We start from the raw sequence: 18,555 nt of genomic DNA on the forward strand, positions 1-18,555 counted from the left end.
CCGGCGGCGCCATGGTCGTTCCGGGATTCCGTCGGCTATCCGTTCTGGGGGTCGGGGCGGGGGCGGTCGGTGACGGGGGAGCGCCGTAGTTCGCGCAGATGCTCGGCGATGGCCACTTCGACGGCGGCCCGTACGGCGGCGGGAGAGACGTCGGGGTCGATCGAGCGGGCCGCGGCCAGCGACCGCGCCGAGACAGAGATGTTGATCACTTCGGCAGCTTTCCCCATTGAAGTGGACGGGTCTCGTCAGGCCCCCGTGCTGTTACCCCTGGACGTGACACCCTCGCGTGAGGGCCCTCACACGGTACGCCCCGTCAGATGGGCAGAATCGCGCGCAGGTGCTCCACGCTCGCGCGCACGTCAGCCACCGGGCCCTCCCCGCGCGGCTCCTCCACGAGGATCGTGTCCTGCTCCAGCACGTACCACCCGTCGTAGCCCTGCCCGCGCAGATGCCCGACGATCGCGCCGAAGTCGACGTCGCCCTGGCCGAGCGGGCGGTACATCCCCTCCCGCACGGCCTCGGTGTAGGAGCGCCTGCCCGACTGCACCTCGCCGGCGAGCCGCGCGTCGACGTCCTTGAGGTGGGTGTGGGCGATCCGGTGGGGTGCCTGCCGCGCTAGCTCGGCGGGGTCGGTGCCGCCGATCAGCAGGTGGCCGGTGTCGAGGCACAGCGCGATCGACGAGCCGTCGAGCACGCGCTGCACCTCCTCGGGGTTCTCCACCATCGTGCCGACGTGCGGGTGCAGCACCGCGCGGACGCCGTGCTCGGTCGCGAGGTCGGTGAGCCGGTCCAGGTTGGTGAGCAGAGTGCGCCAGCCCGAGTCGTCGAGGACGGGGCGGGTGTCGTACCCGTCGCGGCCGGAGACGGCCGAGAGCACCAGCACGTCCGATCCGGTCGCCGAGTACGCCTGGAGCAGCTTCTCCACCTCGGGCACCGGGTCGTGCTCGGACACGTGCAGCAGCAGCGGCGTGAACCCACCGACGGCCTGCAGGTGGTGGTGGGTGAGCACCTCGGCCATCGCACCCGGTTCGGCCGGGAGGAAACCGTCCGGCCCCAGTTCGGTGGCGGCGAGACCCACCTCCCGCATCTCCGCGAGCACGCGCTCGGGCGGGAGCTGGTAGCCCCACCCGGGCACCTCGCACACGCCCCACGAGATGGGCGCCCCCGCGATCCTCTGGTCACTCACGTCGACTGCTCCTCCAGTTCGTACAGCACGCCGTGGGGCGTACGCAGGGGCTTGGTGCCGACCGGGCGGCCCGTCTCCCACGACCGGCGGGCGGCCGTGGCCAGGTCGAACGCGGCGAGAGCGTCGTGGCCGGTCACCCGGGGCGCAGTGCCGTCGCGCACGGAGCGTCCGAACGCGTCCAGCTCCGCGGCGTACGCCTCGGGATAGCGCTCCTCGAAGTCGCGCGGGATGTCGTGCGACGCCAGCCCCGGGGTGCGCCACTCGTAGTGGTGCCGCTGCGGGGCGTCGATCCGGACGGTCGCGGCGCTGCCCATCACCTCGGTGGAGCACTCGTAGCCGTACCGAGCCGAGCGGCTGTTGTCGATCACGCCGAGCGCGCCGTTCTCGAAGCGCAGCACGACGACCGCCGTGTCGATGTCGCCGAGCGCGGCAAAGGCCGGGTCGGCGGCGGCGCCGTGCGCGCTGACCTCCACGACCTCGCCCACCAGCCAGCGGGCGACGTCGAGGTCGTGCACCGTGACGTCGACGAAGAACCCGCCCGAGCCGGTGAGGTACGCGGGCGGCGGAGAGGTCATGTCCCGCAGCGACGTGCGGAACAGCGTGACGGCGCCCAGCTCCCCGGCCTGGATCCGCTCCGCGGCGGCCACCCAGTCGGGGTCGGAGCGGCGGTGGAAGCCCACCTGGAACAGCACACCGGCCTGGGCGACGGCGTCGATGGTGGCGAGTGTGGTGTCGCGGTCCAGCGAGATCGGCTTCTCGCAGAAGACGTGCTTGCCGGCCGCAGCGGCGGCCACCGCGAGCCCGGCGTGCGTGCCCGTCGGCGTGGCGATCGCGACCGCCTCCACCCCGTCGTGGGCGAGCAGTTCGTCGAAGCTCGCCGTCCAGGGCACGTCGAGCTGCTCGGCGACCTCCCGGGCGACGGCGCTGTCCGCGTCGTACACGCACGCCAGCCGGGCCGCGGCGCAGCGCGACGCCAGGTTCTTCGCGTGGATCCGGCCCATCCGCCCGAGCCCGGCGAGCCCGACGGCGACGCGGCGGCTCATGCGCTCACCATCGCGTGGCGGCCCAGGTACTCCTGCACCTTCTCGCGGTTGCCGACGAGCGACTCCCGCGCCCGCTCCTCCCAGGCGAAGACGCAGACCGTGGCGATCCCGTCGAACCCGACCTCGGCGAGTGTGGAGAAGAACAGGTCCCAGTCGACCTCGCCCTGGCCCACGTCGAGGTGCTGGTGGATGCGCACCGCCGACCCCGGGGGGTTGACGATGTAGCGCAGGCCCGAGCTGCCGGTGTGGTCGAACGAGTCGGCGATGTGCAGCTGGGTGAGCAGCGGGCCGGCGTAGCGGATGACGTCGGCGAGGTCGCCGCCCTGGTGGAACGTGTGCGGCGCGCAGTACAGGAACGAGACGAGCTCGTTGTCGATCCCGCGGATCAGGTCGACCGCGCCCCGCCCGTCCTCCATGAAGTCGTCGGGGTGCGGCTCCAGCACGAGCCGCACGCCCTCCTGCTCGAAGACGGGGAGCAGCTCCTCCAGCGAGCGCCAGAACTGTGCCTCGCTGGCCGCCGCCTGCTCGGGGCGCCCGTTGAACTCGGAGTTCATGACGTCGCATCCCAGGTCGACGGTGATCTGGATGGCCCGGCGCCAGTACCGCACCGCGGCCTGCCGCTCGTCCTCGTCGGGGCCCGACCACTTGTAGAGCGGCAGCACCGAGGCGATCTCCACGCCGGCGCCGGCGAGCTCCTTGCGGAACGCCGCGATGGTCGCCCGGTCGGCCCGCGGGTGCACGAAGAACGGGATGAAGTCCTCGCGCGGCGACAGCTCGATGTGCTGGTAGCCGAGCTCCGCCACCAGCGCCGGGAGCTCCAGCAGCGGCGTCTTCCGCAGCATGTAGGGGTCGACGGCGAGCTTCACGGCACCTCCTTGTAGAGATCGGGGCGCTCACGCAGCACCGTCGGGACGCGCTCCCCGGAGTGCAGTGCGGCCAGCGCCGTCTCGCACGACACGGTGGCCGCGTAGCCGTCCCACGCGCTGGGGCCGGTGGTGCCGCCCGCGGTGACGGCGTCGATCCACGCCTGGAACTCGGTGTCGAACGCGCGGACGAAGCGCTCCTGCCAGTTGGCGGGCACCCGGCCGCTGACCCGGCCCGCGGTCTTGACCAGGGCGCCGGCGCTCTCCGACAGCTCGACGGTGCCGTCCTCGCAGACCACCTCGCCGCGGATGTCGTAGCCGAAGCCCGCGTTCACCATGGCTTCGACGTCCACGACCACGCCGCTCGCCATCTCCAGCAGCACGAGCAGCGGGTCGTTGAAGCCCGCGGCAGCCTTGCTGCTCACCCGCGGCTTGAGCACGGTGATGGCGGCGATCTCGTCGTCGAACATCCAGCGGGCGACGTCGATGTCGTGCACCGTGCTGTCGTTGATGATCATGTCGCTGGTGTAGTGCGGCGGCACCGACGGGTTGCGGTGCGCGGCGTGCATGAGCAGCGGCAGGCCGATCTCCCCGCTGGTCACCACCTGCTTCATCGCCCGGTACTGCGGGTCGTAGCGGCGCATGAAACCGACCATCACCAGCCGCCGTCCCGCCGCGACCTCGGCGTCGACGATCCGGGTACAGGCCGCCTCGGTGGTGGCGAGCGGCTTCTCGCAGAACACCTGCTTGCCGGCCGCGATGCAGGCCAGCACGTACTCCTCGTGGGTGGGTCCCCATGACGTGACGACCACCGCGTCGATGCTCGGGTCGGCGATGAGGTCCTGGCCGCTGTCGTGCAGCACCGCGCCCGGGAGGTCGTCCGCGACCGTCCGTGCCCTGGCCAGATCCACGTCGGTGACCGCGGCGACCCGCGCCCCGGACAGGACGTGGGTGAGCCGCCTGATGTGGTCCTGTCCGATCAGGCCCACGCCGATGACGCCGACGTTCAGAGTCACGTCGTTTCCTCTCCTGGAGTCGGGTGCTTCAGCGCTCGAGCTCGTGCGACAGCTCGGCGAGCTCCTGCCCGCCCGCCATCTCCGCGGTGAGCTCGTCGAGGGAGACCTCGGCACGCTTCTTGTCGAGGACGCAGCGACCCAGCTTCAGGATGATGAAGTGGTCGCCCACCATGTACGCGTGGTGCGGGTTGTGGGTGATGAACACGACTCCGAGGCCGGCGTCCCGCGCAGCGGCGGTGTACTTGAGCACCACCCCGGACTGCTTGACGCCCAGCGCGGCGGTCGGCTCGTCGAGGATCAGCACGCGCGCGCCGAAGTACACGGCCCTGGCGATCGCGACGCACTGGCGCTGGCCGCCCGACAGCGTGCCGATGGGCTGGTTGATGTCCTTGACCGTGATGCCCATCTTCTTGAGCTCGGCGTCGGCGATCTCCCGCATGCCCTTGATGTCCATCGGGGCGAGCGGGTAGTTGCCCTTGCGGATCTCCGAGCCGAGGAAGAAGTTCCGCCACACCTCCATCAGCCCGACCACCGCGAGGTCCTGGTAGACGGTGGCGATGCCGTGGTCGAGCGACTCGCGGGGCGAGGAGAAGTGCACCGTCTCGCCGTCGACCTTGACGTTGCCCTCGGTGTGCGGGTGCAGACCGGAGATGATCTTGATGAGGGTGGACTTCCCGGCACCGTTGTCACCGAGGACGCAGGTCACCTCGCCGGCGTTCACCGTCAGGTTGACGCCCTCGAGGGCCCGGATGGCACCGTAGGCCTTGCCCACGTTCTCCATCTGGACCAGCGGGGAGCCGGCCTGCAGATCCTGTGCGGCGTGTTCCGCGATCGTGTCGGTCATGGCCGTCTCACCGCCTCTGGCTCGCGTAGTTCTTGACGTAAAGGTTGACGAGCACGGCCAGCAGGAGCATCGCGCCCAGGAAGGCCTTGAACCAGTTCGGGTCCCAGCCGGCGAAGACGATGCCCTGGGTGACCATGCCGAAGATGAACGCCCCGAGCGCGGAACCCACCGCGGAGCCGTAGCCGCCGGTGAGCAGCGCGCCGCCCACGACCGCGGCGATGATGTAGATGAACTCGTTGCCCACGCCGAGACCGGCCTGCACGCTGCTGAAGTTGAACAGCAGGTGCTGGCCGAGGAACCAGGCCAGGAACGCGACGCCCATGAACAGGCCGATCTTGACCTTGGGCACGGGCACACCGACCGCACGCGCGCTGGCGGCGTTGCCGCCCGAGGCGAAGATCCAGTTGCCGGTGCGGGTGCGCAGCAGCACCCACGTGGCGATGGCCACGAACACGATCCACCACAGCACCGTGATCTTGATGGTGATGAAGCCGAGGTCGATGTCGCTCGCGAAGACCGCGCGCGCCGAGGTGAACCCGTCGAGCCGGTCGATGTTGGTGGTTGCCACCGTGCCGGTGACGAGCTTGGTGACGCCCAGGTTGACGCCCTGCAGCACGAAGAACGTGCTCAGGGTGATGAGGAAGCTGGGAATCCCCGTCCGCACCACCAGATAGCCGTTCACGAAGCCGATCGCCAGCGCGATGACCAGGCTGATGAGCACGCCGACCCACGCGTTCAGGCTGAACTGGTAGGAGATCATCGCCGAGGCGAGCGCTGCGGTGGCCACCGCGACACCGGCCGAGAGGTCGAACTCCCCACCGATCATGAGCAGGGCCACGCCGACCGCGACGATGCCGATGGTCGAACTGGCGTACAGCACCGTCGAGAACGCCGGCAGGGTCCGGAAGGGCGCCGCGACCGCGAAGAAGAAGATGAAGATGGCGATCGCGGCCGCGAGTGCACCGATCTCCGGGCGCCCGAGCACACGGGACACCATCGACCGGCGGACCGGTGCCGGTTCCGGGGCGGACGGAGACTGCGGCGGCGGCGATGTCGTCACGGCTGAGCTCATGACTGGCTCCAGGGGTGGGCGGCGCGGTGGAGCCGGCGCGCCGGCCCCACCGCCGTGAACTAGCGAGTGTTGTTGGCTGCGTACGTCGCGATCTTGTCGATGTTGCTCTTGTCGACGAACGACGGACCGGTCAGCACGGGCTTGCCGCCGCCGATGTCGTTGCCGTTGGTGAGGTTGAGCCAGAGCGCCTGCACGGCCATGTAGCCCTGGACGTAGGGCTGCTGGTCGATCGAGAAGTCGATCGAGCCGTCCTGGATGTCCTTGGCGACATCGGCGTTCAGGTCGAACGTCACGATCTTGGCCTGGCTGCTGGTGCCCTGCTTGGCCTGCAGCGCGGCGAGCGCGATCGGCGCGCCGAGCGTGACGACATCGGTGATCGAGGGGTCCTGCTGCAGCTTCGCGCCGATCGTCTGCTGCACCGACGGCAGGTCCGTGCCGTTGACCTGCAGGTTCTCGGTGTTCGGGAAGGTCTTCTTCACGCCGGCACAGCGGGCCTCGAGCGCGACGCTGCCCTGCTCCTGCACCACGCAGATCGCCTTGCGGCCGCCATCGGAGGCCATCCGCTGGCCCGCCGACTGACCGGCGAGGTCCTCGTCCGACCCGAAGTACATGGGGATCCCGTACTTCGTGTAGTCGGTGATGCCCGAGTTGAAGGCGACGGTCGGGATCCCGGCCTGCACCGCCTTCTGCGCGGCCGGTCCGACCTGGTCGGCGAACGCCAGCGTGACGGCGATCCCGTCGACCTTGCTGTCGATGGCGTTCTGCACCAGCGTGGCCTGCTGACCGGCGTCGTTGTTGTTGGAGTACTTCAGGTCGACGTTGAGCGCCTTCGCCGACTGCTGGGCGCCGGCACGCACCTTGTCCCAGAACGAGTCGCCCGGGGCCTCGTGCGTGACCATCGCGATCGTGTACTGCCTGCCGCCTGCATTGCCGACGGCGGGGCCGCTGTTCTGCTCGGCCTCGTTCGCGCCGCCCTGGCTGCTGCACGCGGCCAGCACGACACCGAGCGCTGCGACCACCGCCAGCGCCCGCATCGACTTCCCGGGACTCCTCATCGAGTTTCCTTCCAGTGTCGGCCCGCCAGCGGTGACGGACCGGGATCGGGTCAGTAGGGCCACCGTCGGACCGGTCCGAGGCCACACCCTGCGAAGTACCCCGCCGTGCGGGCGGCTATCGGTAGCGGGACGTGTGGTTCCACGGGATAGAGGTCCTGCTCCACCACCGTGAACAGGTCGGTGTCGAGTGCGGCGAGGGCGTCGAGCAGCGGCGGCATCGCCGGGTCGCCGTACGGCGGCTCGACCATCACCCCGAGCGGCACGGCCTCGGCGAGCGAGAGCTTCTCGACGCGGACGCGCTCACGGACGGCGGGGTCGACCTGCTTGAGGTGCACGTAGCGGATGCGCTCCGGGAAGCGCCGGATGATGGCGATGTTGTCGCCGTCGCAGTAGGAGATGTGGCCGGTGTCGAGGCACAGGTTCACGTACTGCGGGTCGGTGTCGGCGAGGAACCGCTCCACCCGCACCTGCGTGTCCACGTGGGTGTCGGCGTGCGGGTGGAACACCAGGTCGACGCCGAACTCCTCGTGCAGCAGCTTCCCCAGCCGGTCGTAGCCGGTGGTGAGGTTCTTCCACTGCTCGGGGTCGATGTCGCCGGGCTCGGTGGCGGCGCCGGTATGCATGTCGGTGTACTGCTCCGGCAGCAGCACGAGGTGGCGGGCGCCGAGCGCAGTGAGCAGCCGCGACTCCCTGCTGCACGCCTCGATCGCGTCGTCCAGCGCCTCGCCCCCGCGGTGCAGGCCGGCGAAGATCGTGCCGCCGCACAGGGTCAGCCCGCGGGTCTGCAACTCGTCGCGCAGCTGCCCGGGGTCCTGCGGCAGGAACCCGGACGGGCCGAGCTCGGTGTGGGTGTAGCCGGCCTGGCCGATCTCGTCGAGGTACTGCTTCCAGCCGACCTGGTGCGGGTCGGACGGGAACCACACGCCCCACGAGTCGGGGGCGGTGCCGAGGGTGAGCCTGTCCAACGCGGCCATGATCAGGTCGCCGTCGGGAAGTGGTAGGACGCGCCGGTGGCGTGTTCGACCTGCGGCCACCGTGACGTGATCACCTTCGCCCGCGTGTAGAACGAGACGCCCTCCGGCCCGTGGACGTGCTTGTCGCCGAAGAGCGAGTCCTTCCAGCCGCCGAAGGAGTAGTAGGCCATGGGCACCGGGATCGGCACGTTGATCCCGACCATGCCGACGTTCACCCCGCGCTGGAACCGCCGCGCCGCCTCCCCGCTGGAGGTGAAGATGGCGGTGCCGTTGCCGTACGGGTTGGCGTTGATCAGCGCGATCGCCTCGTCGACCGACTCGGTGCGCACCACCGAGAGGACCGGCCCGAAGATCTCCTCGCGGTAGACGTCCATCTCGCGGCCGACGTTGTCGATCACGGTCGGGCCCACGAAGAAGCCCTCCTCGTAGCCGGGAACCGTCAGGCCGCGGCCGTCGACGGCCAGCGTGGCGCCCTGGTCGGCGCCGCTGCCGATGAGCCCGACGATGCGGTCGCGGGCGGCGGCGGTGACGACGGGGCCCATCTCGCTGGCCGGGTCGCGTCCCGGTCCGACCTGCACGGCGCGGGCCTTCTCACTCACCGCGGCCACGAGGTCGTCGGCGGCGGAACCGACGGCGACGGCCGCCGACACCGCCATGCAGCGCTCGCCGGCCGAGCCGAACGCGGCCGCGACGAGGTGGTCTGCGGCATAGTCGAGGGGAGCGTCCGGGAGGACGACGGCGTGGTTCTTGGCGCCGCCGAGGGCCTGCACGCGCTTGCCGTTCGCCGAGCCGCGTTCGTGGATGTAGCGCGCGATGGGCGTCGAGCCGACGAAGGACACCGCGGCGACGTCCGGGTGGTCCAGCAGCGCATCGACCGCCTCCTTGTCGCCGTGCAGGACGTTGAACACGCCGTCGGGCAGCCCGGCCTCGGTCCACAGTTCCGCCACCAGCATGGACGCGCTCGGGTCGCGTTCGCTCGGCTTGAGCACGAACGTGTTGCCGCAGGCGATCGCCACCGGGTGCATCCACATCGGCACCATTGCCGGGAAGTTGAACGGGGTGATCCCCGCGCACACCCCGAGCGGCTGCCGGAACGAGAAGAGGTCGACGCCACCCGAGACCTGGTCGGAGTACTCGCCCTTGAGCAGGGTCGGGATGCCGCAGGCGAACTCGACGACCTCCAGCCCGCGCTGCACCTCGCCCCTGGCGTCGGAGACGACCTTGCCGTGCTCATCGGAGATGATCTCCGCGATGTCCTGCGTGCGCGCGTTCACCAACTCGCGGAACGCGAAGAGCACCTTGGTGCGCGTCGACAGCGAGGACTGCGACCACGTCTCGAATGCGGCGGCAGCCGTGGCGACGGCCGAGCTGATGTCCTCCTGGTTCGCGAGCGCCACCTCGGCCTGCTGCTCCCCGGTGGCGGGGTTCCACACCGGGCTGGTGCGGGTGGAGGTGCCCGGCTCCGACTTGCCACCGATCCAGTGGGTGATGGTCCTCACGACGATCCCTCCTGGGAGCCGGGCGCACCGGACGGCCGCAGCAGGGGTCGCTGCTCCGCCTTGTGCGCCTCGTAGGTCTTGCGGGCCTGGTTCGTGCTGTCGAGCCGGGCGATCTCGGACACGGGCACGTCCCACCAGCTCTCCGACGACGGGACGGGCGCGAGCGGGTCGGTCTCGATGTGGATGGCGGTGGTGCGGTCGGACGCGCGGGACCGCGCCACGGCGGCACGGAACTCCTCGATCGTCCGGACCCGGATGACGTCGGCGCCGAGGCTTGCCGCGTTGGCGGCGAGGTCGACCGGGAGCACGTCGCCGTCGAACTGCCCCGTCTCGGGGTTGCGGTAGCGGTAGGCGGTGCCGAAGCGCTGCGAACCCAGCGACTCCGAGAGCGCCCCGATCGAGGCGAACCCGTGGTTCTCCACGATGACGACGTTGAGCTTGATCCCCTCGGACACCGCGGTGACCAGCTCCTGCGACATCATCAGGTAGGAGCCGTCTCCGACCAGCGCGAACACCTCGCGGTCAGGCGCAGCCATCTTCACCCCGAGCGCGCCGGCGATCTCGTAGCCCATGCAGGAGTAGGCGTACTCGACGTGGTACTGCTTCGCGTCGCGCGCCCGCCAGAGCATCTGCAGGTCACCCGGCATGGAACCGGCCGCCTGCACCACGACGTCGCGCGCGTCCATCTCCTCGTTGAGGGCACCGAGCACCTCGGTCTGGGCCGGGAGCGGCCCGTGCCCCAGATGGAAGGCCTGGTCCACCACCTGGTTCCACTCCGTGGCGTGGGCCCGGTGCGCCGCCGTGTAGGCGTCGTCGACGCGGTACCCCTCGACCGCGTCGACGAGCGCCTCCAGCGCAGCCCTCGCGTCGGCCACGAGGGTCGAACCGGCGTGCTTCGCGGCGTCGAACCCCGCGATGTTGACGTTCACGAAGCGGACGTCCGGGTTCTGGAACGCGGTGCGCGACGCGGTGGTGAAGTCGCTGTAGCGGGTGCCCACCCCGATCACGACGTCGGCGTCGCGGGCCAGCGCGTTGGCCACCGGGGAACCGGTGGAGCCCACGCCGCCGACGGCCTGCGGGTGGTCCCACAGCAGCGCGCCCTTGCCGGCCTGCGTGTCGGCGACGGGGATGCCGGTGGCCTCGGCGAAGCGGCGCAGCGCGTCGCCTGCCTCGCTGTAGTGCACCCCGCCGCCCGCCACGAGCAGGGGACGGCGCGCCGACCGGATGATCGCCGTCGCTCGGGCCAGCGCGGCAGGTTCGGGCACCGGACGCGGGATGTGCCAGACGCGCTTCGCGAACAGCTCGTCGGGCCAGTCGTACGCCTCGGCCTGCACGTCCTGCGGGAGCGCGATCGTCGCCGCGCCGGTCTCGGCCGGGTCGGTGAGCACCCGCATCGCTCCGAGCAGCGCCGCCGGGAGCTGCTCGGGGCGCCAGACCCGGTCGAAGAAGCGCGAGAGCGGCCGGAACGCGTCGTTCACCGACACGTCGTAGCCGGAGGGCTGCTCCAGCTCCTGGAGCACCGGGCTCGCCACGCGGGTGGCGAAGATGTCCGACGGCAGCAGCAGCACCGGGATGCGGTTGGTGGTGGCCAGCGCCGCTCCGGTGAGCATGTTGGTGGACCCCGGCCCGATCGACGCCGTGCACGCCATGGCCTGCAGTCGGTTCCGCATCCGGGAGTAGCCGACGGCGGCGTGCACCATGCCCTGCTCGTTGCGGGCCAGGTGGTACGGGAGGTCGCCGCTCTCGGCGATCTCGAGCAGCGCTTGCGCGACGCCCGCCACGTTGCCGTGCCCGAAGATGCCGAAGCAGCCGGGGATCAGGCGCTGCTCGACGCCGTCGCGCTCGCTGTACTGGGCCGCCAGGAACCGGACGAGCGCCTGGGCGACGGTCAGCCGGACGGTCATGAACGCTCCTCCGTGGTCGTCAGCGGCAGCCGAGGGTCGATCTCCTGGGCGTCCCACGTGCCGCGGACCCATCCGTGGGCCGGGTCGTCGCAGATCAGCCACGCCCGGTCCGGGCTCGGCCCGGCCATGACGTTGAGGTAGTACAGGTCGTAGCCGGGCACGGCCATCGACGGCCCGTGCCAGCCGTGCGGGATGAGCACGGTGTCGCCGCTGCGCACCTCGGCGCACACGTCGATCTCGCGTCCCGGCCCCGAGGAGTAGACGCGCTGGTAGGCGATGCCCTCTCCGGCCGGGCCGGGTGCGACCTCGAAGTAGTAGACCTCTTCCAGCCGCGCTTCGCCCTCGCGCTCCTCGTCGTGCTTGTGCGGCGGGTAGGACGACCAGTTCGCGGCCGGGGTCAGCACCTCCACGGCGATCAGCTTGTCGGCATCGAACGCCTCGGGGGTGCAGAAGTTGTTGACCTGCCTGCTGGCCTGCCCGGCTCCGCGCAGCTCGACCGACACGCCGTCGGCCGGGCCGTACCGGGCCGCCAGCCTGCGGGAGGCACGGGCCGCAGGCAGTGCGAACCGGCCGCCCGCCACGGACGAGACGGTGACCCGTGCGTCGCGCGGGACGTACGCGAAGTCGGTGACCCGGGAGAACGCGCTCTCGCGCCCGGCCAGCTCGAAGGTCTCGCCGTCGCACTCCACCGCGCAGGCACCGGACAGCGGGAGGACCACCATCTCGTCCTCGCCGGTGTCGAAGCCGACGCTCCCACCCGCGGGCAGGTCGAGCACGCGCAGGCTGCTGTAGCCCCAGCCCGCGGTCTCCGGGGTGATGACGAGGGAGAACGTGCCGTCGGCCGTCTCACCTCTGCGGACCACGGGGCCGACGGTCGGCGTCTCGCTCACGAGCTCGGTCACAGCAGGCTCACCGCCGCATCCACGGCTCCGGCGACGTCGTCGTTCGGCGGGTAGAGCAGGGAACGGCCGATCACCAGGCCCTGCACCGTCGGCAGGGCCAGCGCCTTGCTCCAGCTCGCGAACGCGGCGTCCTGGTCGTCGGTCACCTCGCCGCCCAGGATCAGCGCGGGCAACGTCGTGGCGGCCATGGCCCGCTCCATCTCGTCGACGATCGGCACCTTCAGCCACGTGTAGGCGGACGTGGCTCCCAGCCCCGCCGCCACGCACGCCGCGCGGATCATGGCCTCGGCGGTGAGCTCGTTGCGCACGCGCCCGTCCACGCGGTGGGAGATGAACGGCTCGACCATCGCCATCAGCCCGTTGCGGGCCAGCTCGCCGACCGCACGCGCACCGGCTTCGAGCGTGGTGGCCGTGGCGGGGTCCTCCGGGTCGATACGGAGGAGCATCTTGCCGCCCTCGAACCCGGACGCCGCGATGCTCGGCACGTCGTAGGCGGTGAAGCGGTCGTCGATCTCGAAGCTGGTGCCTGCCAGCCCGCCCCGGTTCATCGAGCCGACCACCACCTTGCCGTCGAGGGCACCGAGCAGCAGGAGGTCCTCCAGGACGTCCGGGGTGCCGAGCACGCCGTTCACGCCGGGGCGGGACAGCGCGAGGCACAACCGGTCGAGCAGGTCGGCGCGGTCGGCCATCGCCAGCGGCCTGCCGCCGGCACGGAGCGCGCCCCTGGCCGGGTGGTCGGCGGCGATCATCATCAGCTTGCCGTGCTCGGCGAGCAGCGAGCCGGGCCTGCGCCGCCGTGCCGCGGCCTCGGCCACGGCACGGGGCCTGCGCACGCGGCTGTCGATCAGGTTGCGGAGCTGCTCCTCACGCACGGATGACCTCCCCCAGCCCCGCCTCGACCTCGTCGGTGGTGGGCATGGCGTCGGAACAGGCGAGCCGTCCCGCGACGATGGCGCCTGCGGTGTTGCAGAAGCGCATCGCCCGTTCGAGGTCCCACCCCGCCAGCAGCGCGTGGCACAGCGCCCCGCCGAACGCGTCACCGGCACCGAGCCCATTCACCACCTCGACGGGCACCGGCGGTACCTGCACCTCCTGCGTGCCGTCGGAGGCGAGTACCCCGGCGGGCCCCTGCTTGATAACGGCCAGTTCGACGCCGGAGTCGTGCAGGGCCTGGGCGGCGGCGCGGGGCTCACGGACCCCGACGGCGGTCTCGCACTCGTCGAGGTTGCCGACCGCCACCGTCACGTGGGGCAGCGCCTCCTGCATCCACCGGCGAGCCTCCTCACGGGAGGGCCAGAACATCGGCCGGTAGTCGAGGTCGAGGACCGTGATGCCGCTCTTGGCCCGCTCGCGGAGCGCGGCGAGCGTGGCGCCGCGGCTCGGCTCCTGGGAAAGGCCCGTGCCGGTCACCCAGAAGATGTCGGCGGACCGCACGGCGTCCATGTCGAGCTCGTCGGTGTGGATCTCGAGGTCGGGGGCTTTGGGGAGGCGGTAGAAGTACAGCGGGAAGTCGTCGGGCGGGAAGATCTCGCAGAAGGTGACGGGGGTGGGCAGCCCGGGCACCGCAGTGACGTACCGGTCGTCCACGCCGTAGCCGCGCAGCGCGTCGTGCAGGAACTCGCCGAACGGGTCCTCGCCGGTGCGGGTGATCACCGCGCTGCGCCTGCCGTGGCGTGCGGCGGCGACGGCGACGTTGGACGCGCTGCCCCCGAGGTACTTGCCGAACGTCTGCACCTCGCGCAGCGACACCCCGATCTGCAACGGGTAGATGTCCACCCCGATGCGCCCCATCGTGAGCACCTCGAGGGCGCTCGTGCGGTCGCTCCCGGCGTCTGGCGGTGCGTGCCCCGCGTCGGCCCCCGGCGTCATCGCTGTCCTCTCCGTTCGCGTCGTGCTCCGGTAGTGACCCGGGACACTCGGACAGATGTACTCTGACCTGTGTTACCTGTCAACACTTTGTCCTGACATAACTGTCGAAGGAGTACCCCGTGGAGCATTCGGGCCCGAGGGGCCTGATCCCGGAGGTGGGGTTGGATCGCACCAGCCCGGTGCCCCTGTACTTCCAGGTGGCGAGCCGGATGCAGCAGCTGATCGAGAGCGGCGGGATGCCGGTCGGGGGGCGGCTGGAGAACGAGGTGGAGCTGGCCGGGCGCCTCGGAGTGTCACGGCCGACGATCCGCCGGGCCGTGCAGTACCTCGTGGAACGGGGCGTGCTCATCCGCAAGCGCGGGGTGGGCACGCAGATCGTGCATCCGAAGGTCCGCCGCCCGGTGGAGCTCTCCAGCCTCTACGACGACCTGGCGAAGTCGGGACAGAAGCCGCACACGCAGGTCCGGACGCTGGAGGTGCGGCGCGCGCCGGACCACGTGGCGGAGGCGCTCGGGCTCGACGAGAACGCTCAGGTCACCTGGGTGGAGCGACTGCGGTTCGCGGACGGTGAACCGCTCGCCATCATGCACAACGCGGTGCCGGTGGACGTGCTGCCGCTACGGCGCGAGGACCTCGAGGGGCGAGGGCTCTACGAGCTGCTGCGGGCAGCGGGGTATGCACCGCGAATGGCCACGCAGGTGGTGGGAGCACGAACCGCGACCGCGGCCGAGGCCACGGTGCTCGAGGACGTCAGGGGTGCGCCGTTGCTCACGATGACCCGCACGGCCTGGGACGCGAGCGGCCAAGGCGTGGAGTACGGCTCGCACATCTACCGCGCGAGCCGGTACGCCTTCGAGCTGACGCTCTCCACCTGACACGGGCCGGCACCTGTGAGTGCCGGCTCGTCGTGAAGCTGTCGCACCACCGTCATGTCACCCCGCGGGGAGCCCGACGCAGGTGACCCGCCGGCCCTGCTGGGGCCCCGGCGTCACCTGTACCGGCGGCTCGGGGCCTCGTCCTCGTCGTCCGCCTCCGGAGCGTACGGGTCGACGTAGTCGTCTTCGGCCCCACCGTTGCGGGGTGCCGTCCCACTCCCGATCTCGCGCTGCAGCGCGTCGAGATCCATGGTGGGGGAGCTGTACTTGAGCTCTCGGGCCACCTTCGTCTGCTTGGCCTTGGCTCGTCCGCGCCCCATGGCTGGTCCCCCTTACAACAGGGAAGGGGCGGCCGGATAACTCGGCGGCCCCATTCACATCTCATCAATGTCCTGGTGACCACCGTACCTTGCGGATGGGGTCGTGTGCGATGTGGCACCAGTTGTGTGACTTCACACGCTCTCTGCCGCTCGGGCGCGTCGGAACCGGAGCGTCTGGATCAGCCGATGTCCGCAGGTGGAGACCGTGAAGGTCAGGCGCCGGCGCTGCGTCCGGCCACGGGCTCGGCCAACCGGATCAAGGCGACGAACGCCCCCAGCGCGGCCACCGCCCCCATCCCCAGCATCGCGGGCCAGCCGGCCACCTCGGCGACGAAGCCGCCGAGTGGGGGAGCCACCGCGGCGGCGACGTAGTTGGCGGTGTTGGACACGGCCATCGCGGTGGCGGCCCGGTCGGGCGGAGCGAGCTCCCCAGCAGCGGTGAAGACGAGGCCGTTCCAGCTGATCGCCACCGCGGCGGCGGGCACCAGCACGGCGGCGAGCACGGGTGCCGGTCCCGGTTCGAGCGCCGCGGACAGCCCGAACCCGACGGCCGCCACGACGGCGACGACGCGCAGGGGTCCGAGCCTGCTCGACACGCGGTCGGACCAGTAACCGTTCCCGAGCCTCCCCAGTGCGCCGAGCACCTGGGTCAGCGCGAGCAGCCCGCTGGACAGGCCGAGGTCGAGCCCGGAGCCGTCATGCAGCACCTCGACGAGGAAGACCGAACCGAGGAACTGGGGGACGACCAGCAGCAGGCCCGCGAGGCTCAGCCGCAGCAGCCGCCGGTCCGCCACCACGGTCATGACGCCGGTGGCCGGCCGGGTGCCGCGGGCGGGACGGCCCGGTGGCTCGCGAACCCAGATCGCCACCGCGGCCGCGGCGACGAGGCAGGTGACCGCCAGCGTCAGGAAGACGGCCGGGATCCCGCCTGCGGTGGCGATCGGCGGCAGCGCCGCGGCCGCCAGGGCCGCCCCCACCGGCACCGACGTCTGGCGGACGGCCATCGCCATCCCCCGGCGTTCGGACGGGAACCAGGTGAGCACCGCCCGGCCGCTGGCCGCGTTCACGCTCGCGCCGGAGGCGCCCGCGAGGACCAGGAGGGCGCCCGCGGAGAGCGGGCTGTGGACGAACGCCGCCCCGGCCAGCGCCGCGGCCGCCCCGACCAGCCCGACGCTCATCACCCCGCGCTCGCCGAACCGGTCGGCCGCCCCTCCCCAGGCGATCAGGGTGAGGACGAGACCGACGGAGATCGCTCCGATGAGGGTGCCGACCGCGGCGAGCCCGAGTCCGAAGTGGTCACGCAGGGCCGGGGTGACGGCGGAGAGCCCGAGGAAGTAAGCGGCTGTGGCGGCCTGGGCCGCGGTGCCCACCGCGAGCACCACCCACCGATACCCAGGGCCCCTCACCACGCGATCGACCCTAGGCGGTCATCCCGAAGGGCAGGAGCGTCTTCCCACGATGCGGACTGTGGGACGGAGCACGCAACGGCGTGGGCTCAGCCCCGCAGCCCGCCCCGGATCTGGGCGGCACGACCGGGGGGAGGGGCGTCGTCCTCGGGCGGCACCGAGGACGGGTCGACCGCCGCGGGTGCTGCGCGGTCCTCGGTGCCTGCCACCAGTTCGGCGTCCACCGGCACGGACCGCTTGAGCAGCGCGAGCGCCACCGGGCCCAGCTCGTGGTGCAGGGCCACCGTGCCGACCCGGCCGACGGGCCTGCCGTCGCGCAGCACCGGGTCGCCCGGCAGCGGCAAGCGCTCGTCGCCGCCGTCGAGGTGCAGCAGCACGAGCCGCCGCGGGGGCCGCCCGAGGTTGGCCACCCGCGCGACCGTCTCCTGCCCGCGGTAGCAGCCCTTCGTCAGGTGCACGGCCGAGCCGATCCAGCCGACCTCGTGCGGGATGGTGCGGTCGTCCGTGTCGACGTGCAGCCGGGGCCGCAGGGACTCCACGCGCATCGCCTCGAAGGCCATGGTGCCCGCCGGCCGTGCGCCTGCCGCCGTCAACCGGTCCCACCAGGCGGCCTGTGCCTCCCGCGGGACGAGCAGGTCGGCGGCATCGGTGCCCGGCCATCCCATCCGCCGCACCACCCCGCCGTCGGGCAGGGCAATTGCCCCCTGCGGTGCGGCGGGCACGGCGCAGCCCGCCTTCTCGAGCACGTCCGCCGTGGCCGGTCCGACGATGCTGAGCACCGCGAACTCGTCCGTGGCGTCGCGCGGTTCGACCTTCGACCAGAACACCATCTTCTGCAGATAGCCGAGCAGTTCGGGGACGTCGCCGGGCTCGGTGTCGAGGTACACGGTGTCCCGGGCGTGTGCGACCACCATGTGGTGGAGCACGCGGCCGTTGATGTCGAGGATGAGCGCTTCGGTGCCGGTATCGGCCGGTAGCTCGCTGACGTGCTGGCTCAGCAGCAGGTGCAGCCAGCTCAGCCGGTCCTCACCGGTGACGGCGATGACGCCGCGGTGCCCGCGGTCGACCACCGCGGCGGTGCGCGCCATCGCCCGCTGCTCGGCCAGCGGGTCGCCCCGGTGGGCGGGCACCTGCGGGTCGGAGTCGGCGCCGGGGAGCGTCTGGTCCGTGCTGGTCATGACAGCTCCTCTGGCGTGGTCTCGCGGCAGGTGCTGCACATTCCGGACAGCGCGACATGGGAGGGGTCGAGCTCGAAGCCGATGTCGCTGCGCAGCCGCCGGGTCAGACCGTCCATCAGGTCGGTCGGAGCCTCGGAGACGGTGCCGCAGGAATGGCAGACCAGGTGGACGTGCTGGTGTTCCTGCTCGGAGTAGGTGGGGGCGCCGTGTCCGAGATGGGTGTGGCGCACCAGGCCGATGCGCTCCATCAGGTCCAACGTGCGGTAGATCGTGGTGATGTTCACCGCAGGTGCGGCCCGCTGGACCTCGGCGCAGATCTGCTCCGGGGTGGCATGGCCGAGGGTGCGGACGGCGTCGAGGACCAACTGCCGTTGCGGAGTCATCCGAAGGCCCCGTTGGTGCAGTGTCCGGCGCAGCGCCGATGATCCGCCAGCTGGATCGAGCATCGACGGAGTGTCCACCGGTTCGATGGTAGGCCGTCGCGAGGTCCCTGTCCGGGTGCCCGTCGGGCGGCCGCTCACGAGCCACCGACGGGGTCAACTCTCCCCT

The 18,555-nt window shown here is 71.4% G+C and carries 19 protein-coding genes; 1 reads left to right on the forward strand and 18 read right to left on the reverse strand.

The window, feature by feature from the left end; genetic code table 11:
• Positions 1-35: 35 nt before the first annotated feature.
• The 14 genes from AC5L35_RS20835 to iolC form a co-directional block, all read right to left on the reverse strand.
• Positions 36-209, reverse strand: a complete 174-nt coding sequence (locus AC5L35_RS20835) for a hypothetical protein (protein ID WP_495061340.1) — start codon at positions 207-209, stop codon at positions 36-38.
• Between the two features lie 104 nt (positions 210-313).
• Positions 314-1,186 (reverse strand): sugar phosphate isomerase/epimerase family protein, encoded by an 873-nt coding sequence (locus tag AC5L35_RS20840; RefSeq protein ID WP_495061341.1) that lies wholly within the window; start codon positions 1,184-1,186, stop codon positions 314-316.
• Positions 1,183-2,229 carry a Gfo/Idh/MocA family oxidoreductase gene (locus AC5L35_RS20845; RefSeq protein ID WP_495061342.1) on the reverse strand — a complete coding sequence of 349 codons (1,047 nt, stop codon included), beginning with the start codon at positions 2,227-2,229 and terminating at the stop codon, positions 1,183-1,185. Before AC5L35_RS20845 ends, AC5L35_RS20840 begins: the two co-directional genes overlap by 4 nt.
• Positions 2,226-3,095, reverse strand: coding sequence for a sugar phosphate isomerase/epimerase family protein (locus AC5L35_RS20850; RefSeq protein ID WP_495061343.1), 870 nt, complete (start codon positions 3,093-3,095; stop codon positions 2,226-2,228). Before AC5L35_RS20850 ends, AC5L35_RS20845 begins: the two co-directional genes overlap by 4 nt.
• Positions 3,092-4,108 carry a Gfo/Idh/MocA family oxidoreductase gene (locus AC5L35_RS20855; RefSeq protein WP_495061344.1) on the reverse strand — a complete coding sequence of 339 codons (1,017 nt, stop codon included), beginning with the start codon at positions 4,106-4,108 and terminating at the stop codon, positions 3,092-3,094. Before AC5L35_RS20855 ends, AC5L35_RS20850 begins: the two co-directional genes overlap by 4 nt.
• Before the next feature lie 28 nt (positions 4,109-4,136).
• The gene (locus AC5L35_RS20860; protein ID WP_495061345.1) at positions 4,137-4,952 is read right to left on the reverse strand and encodes an ATP-binding cassette domain-containing protein; all 816 of its coding nucleotides are present in this window, start codon (positions 4,950-4,952) and stop codon (positions 4,137-4,139) included.
• A 7-nt stretch (positions 4,953-4,959) separates the two neighbouring features.
• Positions 4,960-6,024: an ABC transporter permease gene (locus AC5L35_RS20865; RefSeq protein WP_495061346.1), complete on the reverse strand. Its 1,065-nt coding sequence runs from the start codon at positions 6,022-6,024 to the stop codon at positions 4,960-4,962.
• A 59-nt stretch (positions 6,025-6,083) separates the two neighbouring features.
• Complete coding sequence (locus AC5L35_RS20870) at positions 6,084-7,079, reverse strand: substrate-binding domain-containing protein (RefSeq protein WP_495061347.1); 996 nt, start codon at positions 7,077-7,079, stop codon at positions 6,084-6,086.
• A 50-nt stretch (positions 7,080-7,129) separates the two neighbouring features.
• The gene (locus tag AC5L35_RS20875) at positions 7,130-8,053 is read right to left on the reverse strand and encodes a TIM barrel protein (protein ID WP_495061348.1); all 924 of its coding nucleotides are present in this window, start codon (positions 8,051-8,053) and stop codon (positions 7,130-7,132) included.
• A gap of 2 nt (positions 8,054-8,055) precedes the next feature.
• Complete coding sequence (locus AC5L35_RS20880; protein WP_495061349.1) at positions 8,056-9,552, reverse strand: CoA-acylating methylmalonate-semialdehyde dehydrogenase; 1,497 nt, start codon at positions 9,550-9,552, stop codon at positions 8,056-8,058.
• Entirely contained in the window at positions 9,549-11,456 is a 1,908-nt protein-coding gene (iolD, locus tag AC5L35_RS20885) for a 3D-(3,5/4)-trihydroxycyclohexane-1,2-dione acylhydrolase (decyclizing) (protein WP_495061350.1), read from the reverse strand. The genes AC5L35_RS20880 and iolD overlap by 4 nt, the downstream gene beginning before the upstream one ends.
• Positions 11,453-12,358, reverse strand: coding sequence for a 5-deoxy-glucuronate isomerase (iolB, locus tag AC5L35_RS20890; protein WP_495061351.1), 906 nt, complete (start codon positions 12,356-12,358; stop codon positions 11,453-11,455). The genes iolD and iolB overlap by 4 nt, the downstream gene beginning before the upstream one ends.
• Positions 12,355-13,230 carry a Cgl0159 family (beta/alpha)8-fold protein gene (locus tag AC5L35_RS20895; RefSeq protein WP_495061352.1) on the reverse strand — a complete coding sequence of 292 codons (876 nt, stop codon included), beginning with the start codon at positions 13,228-13,230 and terminating at the stop codon, positions 12,355-12,357. Before AC5L35_RS20895 ends, iolB begins: the two co-directional genes overlap by 4 nt.
• Positions 13,223-14,227: a 5-dehydro-2-deoxygluconokinase gene (gene iolC / locus AC5L35_RS20900; protein WP_495061353.1), complete on the reverse strand. Its 1,005-nt coding sequence runs from the start codon at positions 14,225-14,227 to the stop codon at positions 13,223-13,225. Before iolC ends, AC5L35_RS20895 begins: the two co-directional genes overlap by 8 nt.
• 119 nt (positions 14,228-14,346) lie before the next feature.
• On the opposite strand from iolC, the gene AC5L35_RS20905 reads away from it, so the two are divergent.
• Positions 14,347-15,102 (forward strand): GntR family transcriptional regulator, encoded by a 756-nt coding sequence (locus AC5L35_RS20905; protein WP_495061354.1) that lies wholly within the window; start codon positions 14,347-14,349, stop codon positions 15,100-15,102.
• A gap of 113 nt (positions 15,103-15,215) precedes the next feature.
• Here AC5L35_RS20905 and AC5L35_RS20910 read toward each other — a convergent pair whose 3' ends face one another.
• The 4 genes from AC5L35_RS20910 to AC5L35_RS20925 all read right to left on the reverse strand — a co-directional run bounded on the left by AC5L35_RS20910 (position 15,216) and on the right by AC5L35_RS20925 (position 18,452).
• Entirely contained in the window at positions 15,216-15,422 is a 207-nt protein-coding gene (locus AC5L35_RS20910; protein ID WP_346282162.1) for a DUF3073 domain-containing protein, read from the reverse strand.
• Between the two features lie 212 nt (positions 15,423-15,634).
• Positions 15,635-16,831 carry an MFS transporter gene (locus AC5L35_RS20915; RefSeq protein WP_495061355.1) on the reverse strand — a complete coding sequence of 399 codons (1,197 nt, stop codon included), beginning with the start codon at positions 16,829-16,831 and terminating at the stop codon, positions 15,635-15,637.
• 86 nt (positions 16,832-16,917) lie between these two features.
• Positions 16,918-18,006: a CAF17-like 4Fe-4S cluster assembly/insertion protein YgfZ gene (gene ygfZ / locus AC5L35_RS20920; protein ID WP_495061356.1), complete on the reverse strand. Its 1,089-nt coding sequence runs from the start codon at positions 18,004-18,006 to the stop codon at positions 16,918-16,920.
• A complete protein-coding gene (locus tag AC5L35_RS20925) occupies positions 18,003-18,452 on the reverse strand; it encodes a Fur family transcriptional regulator (RefSeq protein WP_495061357.1) in 450 nt (149 codons plus the stop codon). The genes ygfZ and AC5L35_RS20925 overlap by 4 nt, the downstream gene beginning before the upstream one ends.
• Positions 18,453-18,555 lie beyond the last annotated feature (103 nt).

The organism is Pseudonocardia sp. OZ21, from assembly GCF_059359135.1.

What these genes read in the sequence shown, in the direction of transcription:
- AC5L35_RS20845 (WP_495061342.1), bottom strand. Translation starts at nt 2,229, where the DNA reads ATGAGCCGCCGCGTCGCCGTCGGGCTCGCCGGGCTCGGGCGGATGGGC.
- AC5L35_RS20860 (WP_495061345.1), bottom strand. Translation starts at nt 4,952, where the DNA reads ATGACCGACACGATCGCGGAACACGCCGCACAGGATCTGCAGGCCGGC.
- AC5L35_RS20865 (WP_495061346.1), bottom strand. Translation starts at nt 6,024, where the DNA reads ATGAGCTCAGCCGTGACGACATCGCCGCCGCCGCAGTCTCCGTCCGCC.
- AC5L35_RS20870 (WP_495061347.1), bottom strand. Translation starts at nt 7,079, where the DNA reads ATGAGGAGTCCCGGGAAGTCGATGCGGGCGCTGGCGGTGGTCGCAGCG.
- AC5L35_RS20875 (WP_495061348.1), bottom strand. Translation starts at nt 8,053, where the DNA reads ATGGCCGCGTTGGACAGGCTCACCCTCGGCACCGCCCCCGACTCGTGG.
- iolD (WP_495061350.1), bottom strand. Translation starts at nt 11,456, where the DNA reads ATGACCGTCCGGCTGACCGTCGCCCAGGCGCTCGTCCGGTTCCTGGCG.
- iolC (WP_495061353.1), bottom strand. Translation starts at nt 14,227, where the DNA reads ATGACGCCGGGGGCCGACGCGGGGCACGCACCGCCAGACGCCGGGAGC.
- AC5L35_RS20910 (WP_346282162.1), bottom strand. Translation starts at nt 15,422, where the DNA reads ATGGGGCGCGGACGAGCCAAGGCCAAGCAGACGAAGGTGGCCCGAGAG.
- ygfZ (WP_495061356.1), bottom strand. Translation starts at nt 18,006, where the DNA reads ATGACCAGCACGGACCAGACGCTCCCCGGCGCCGACTCCGACCCGCAG.
- AC5L35_RS20925 (WP_495061357.1), bottom strand. Translation starts at nt 18,452, where the DNA reads ATGCTCGATCCAGCTGGCGGATCATCGGCGCTGCGCCGGACACTGCAC.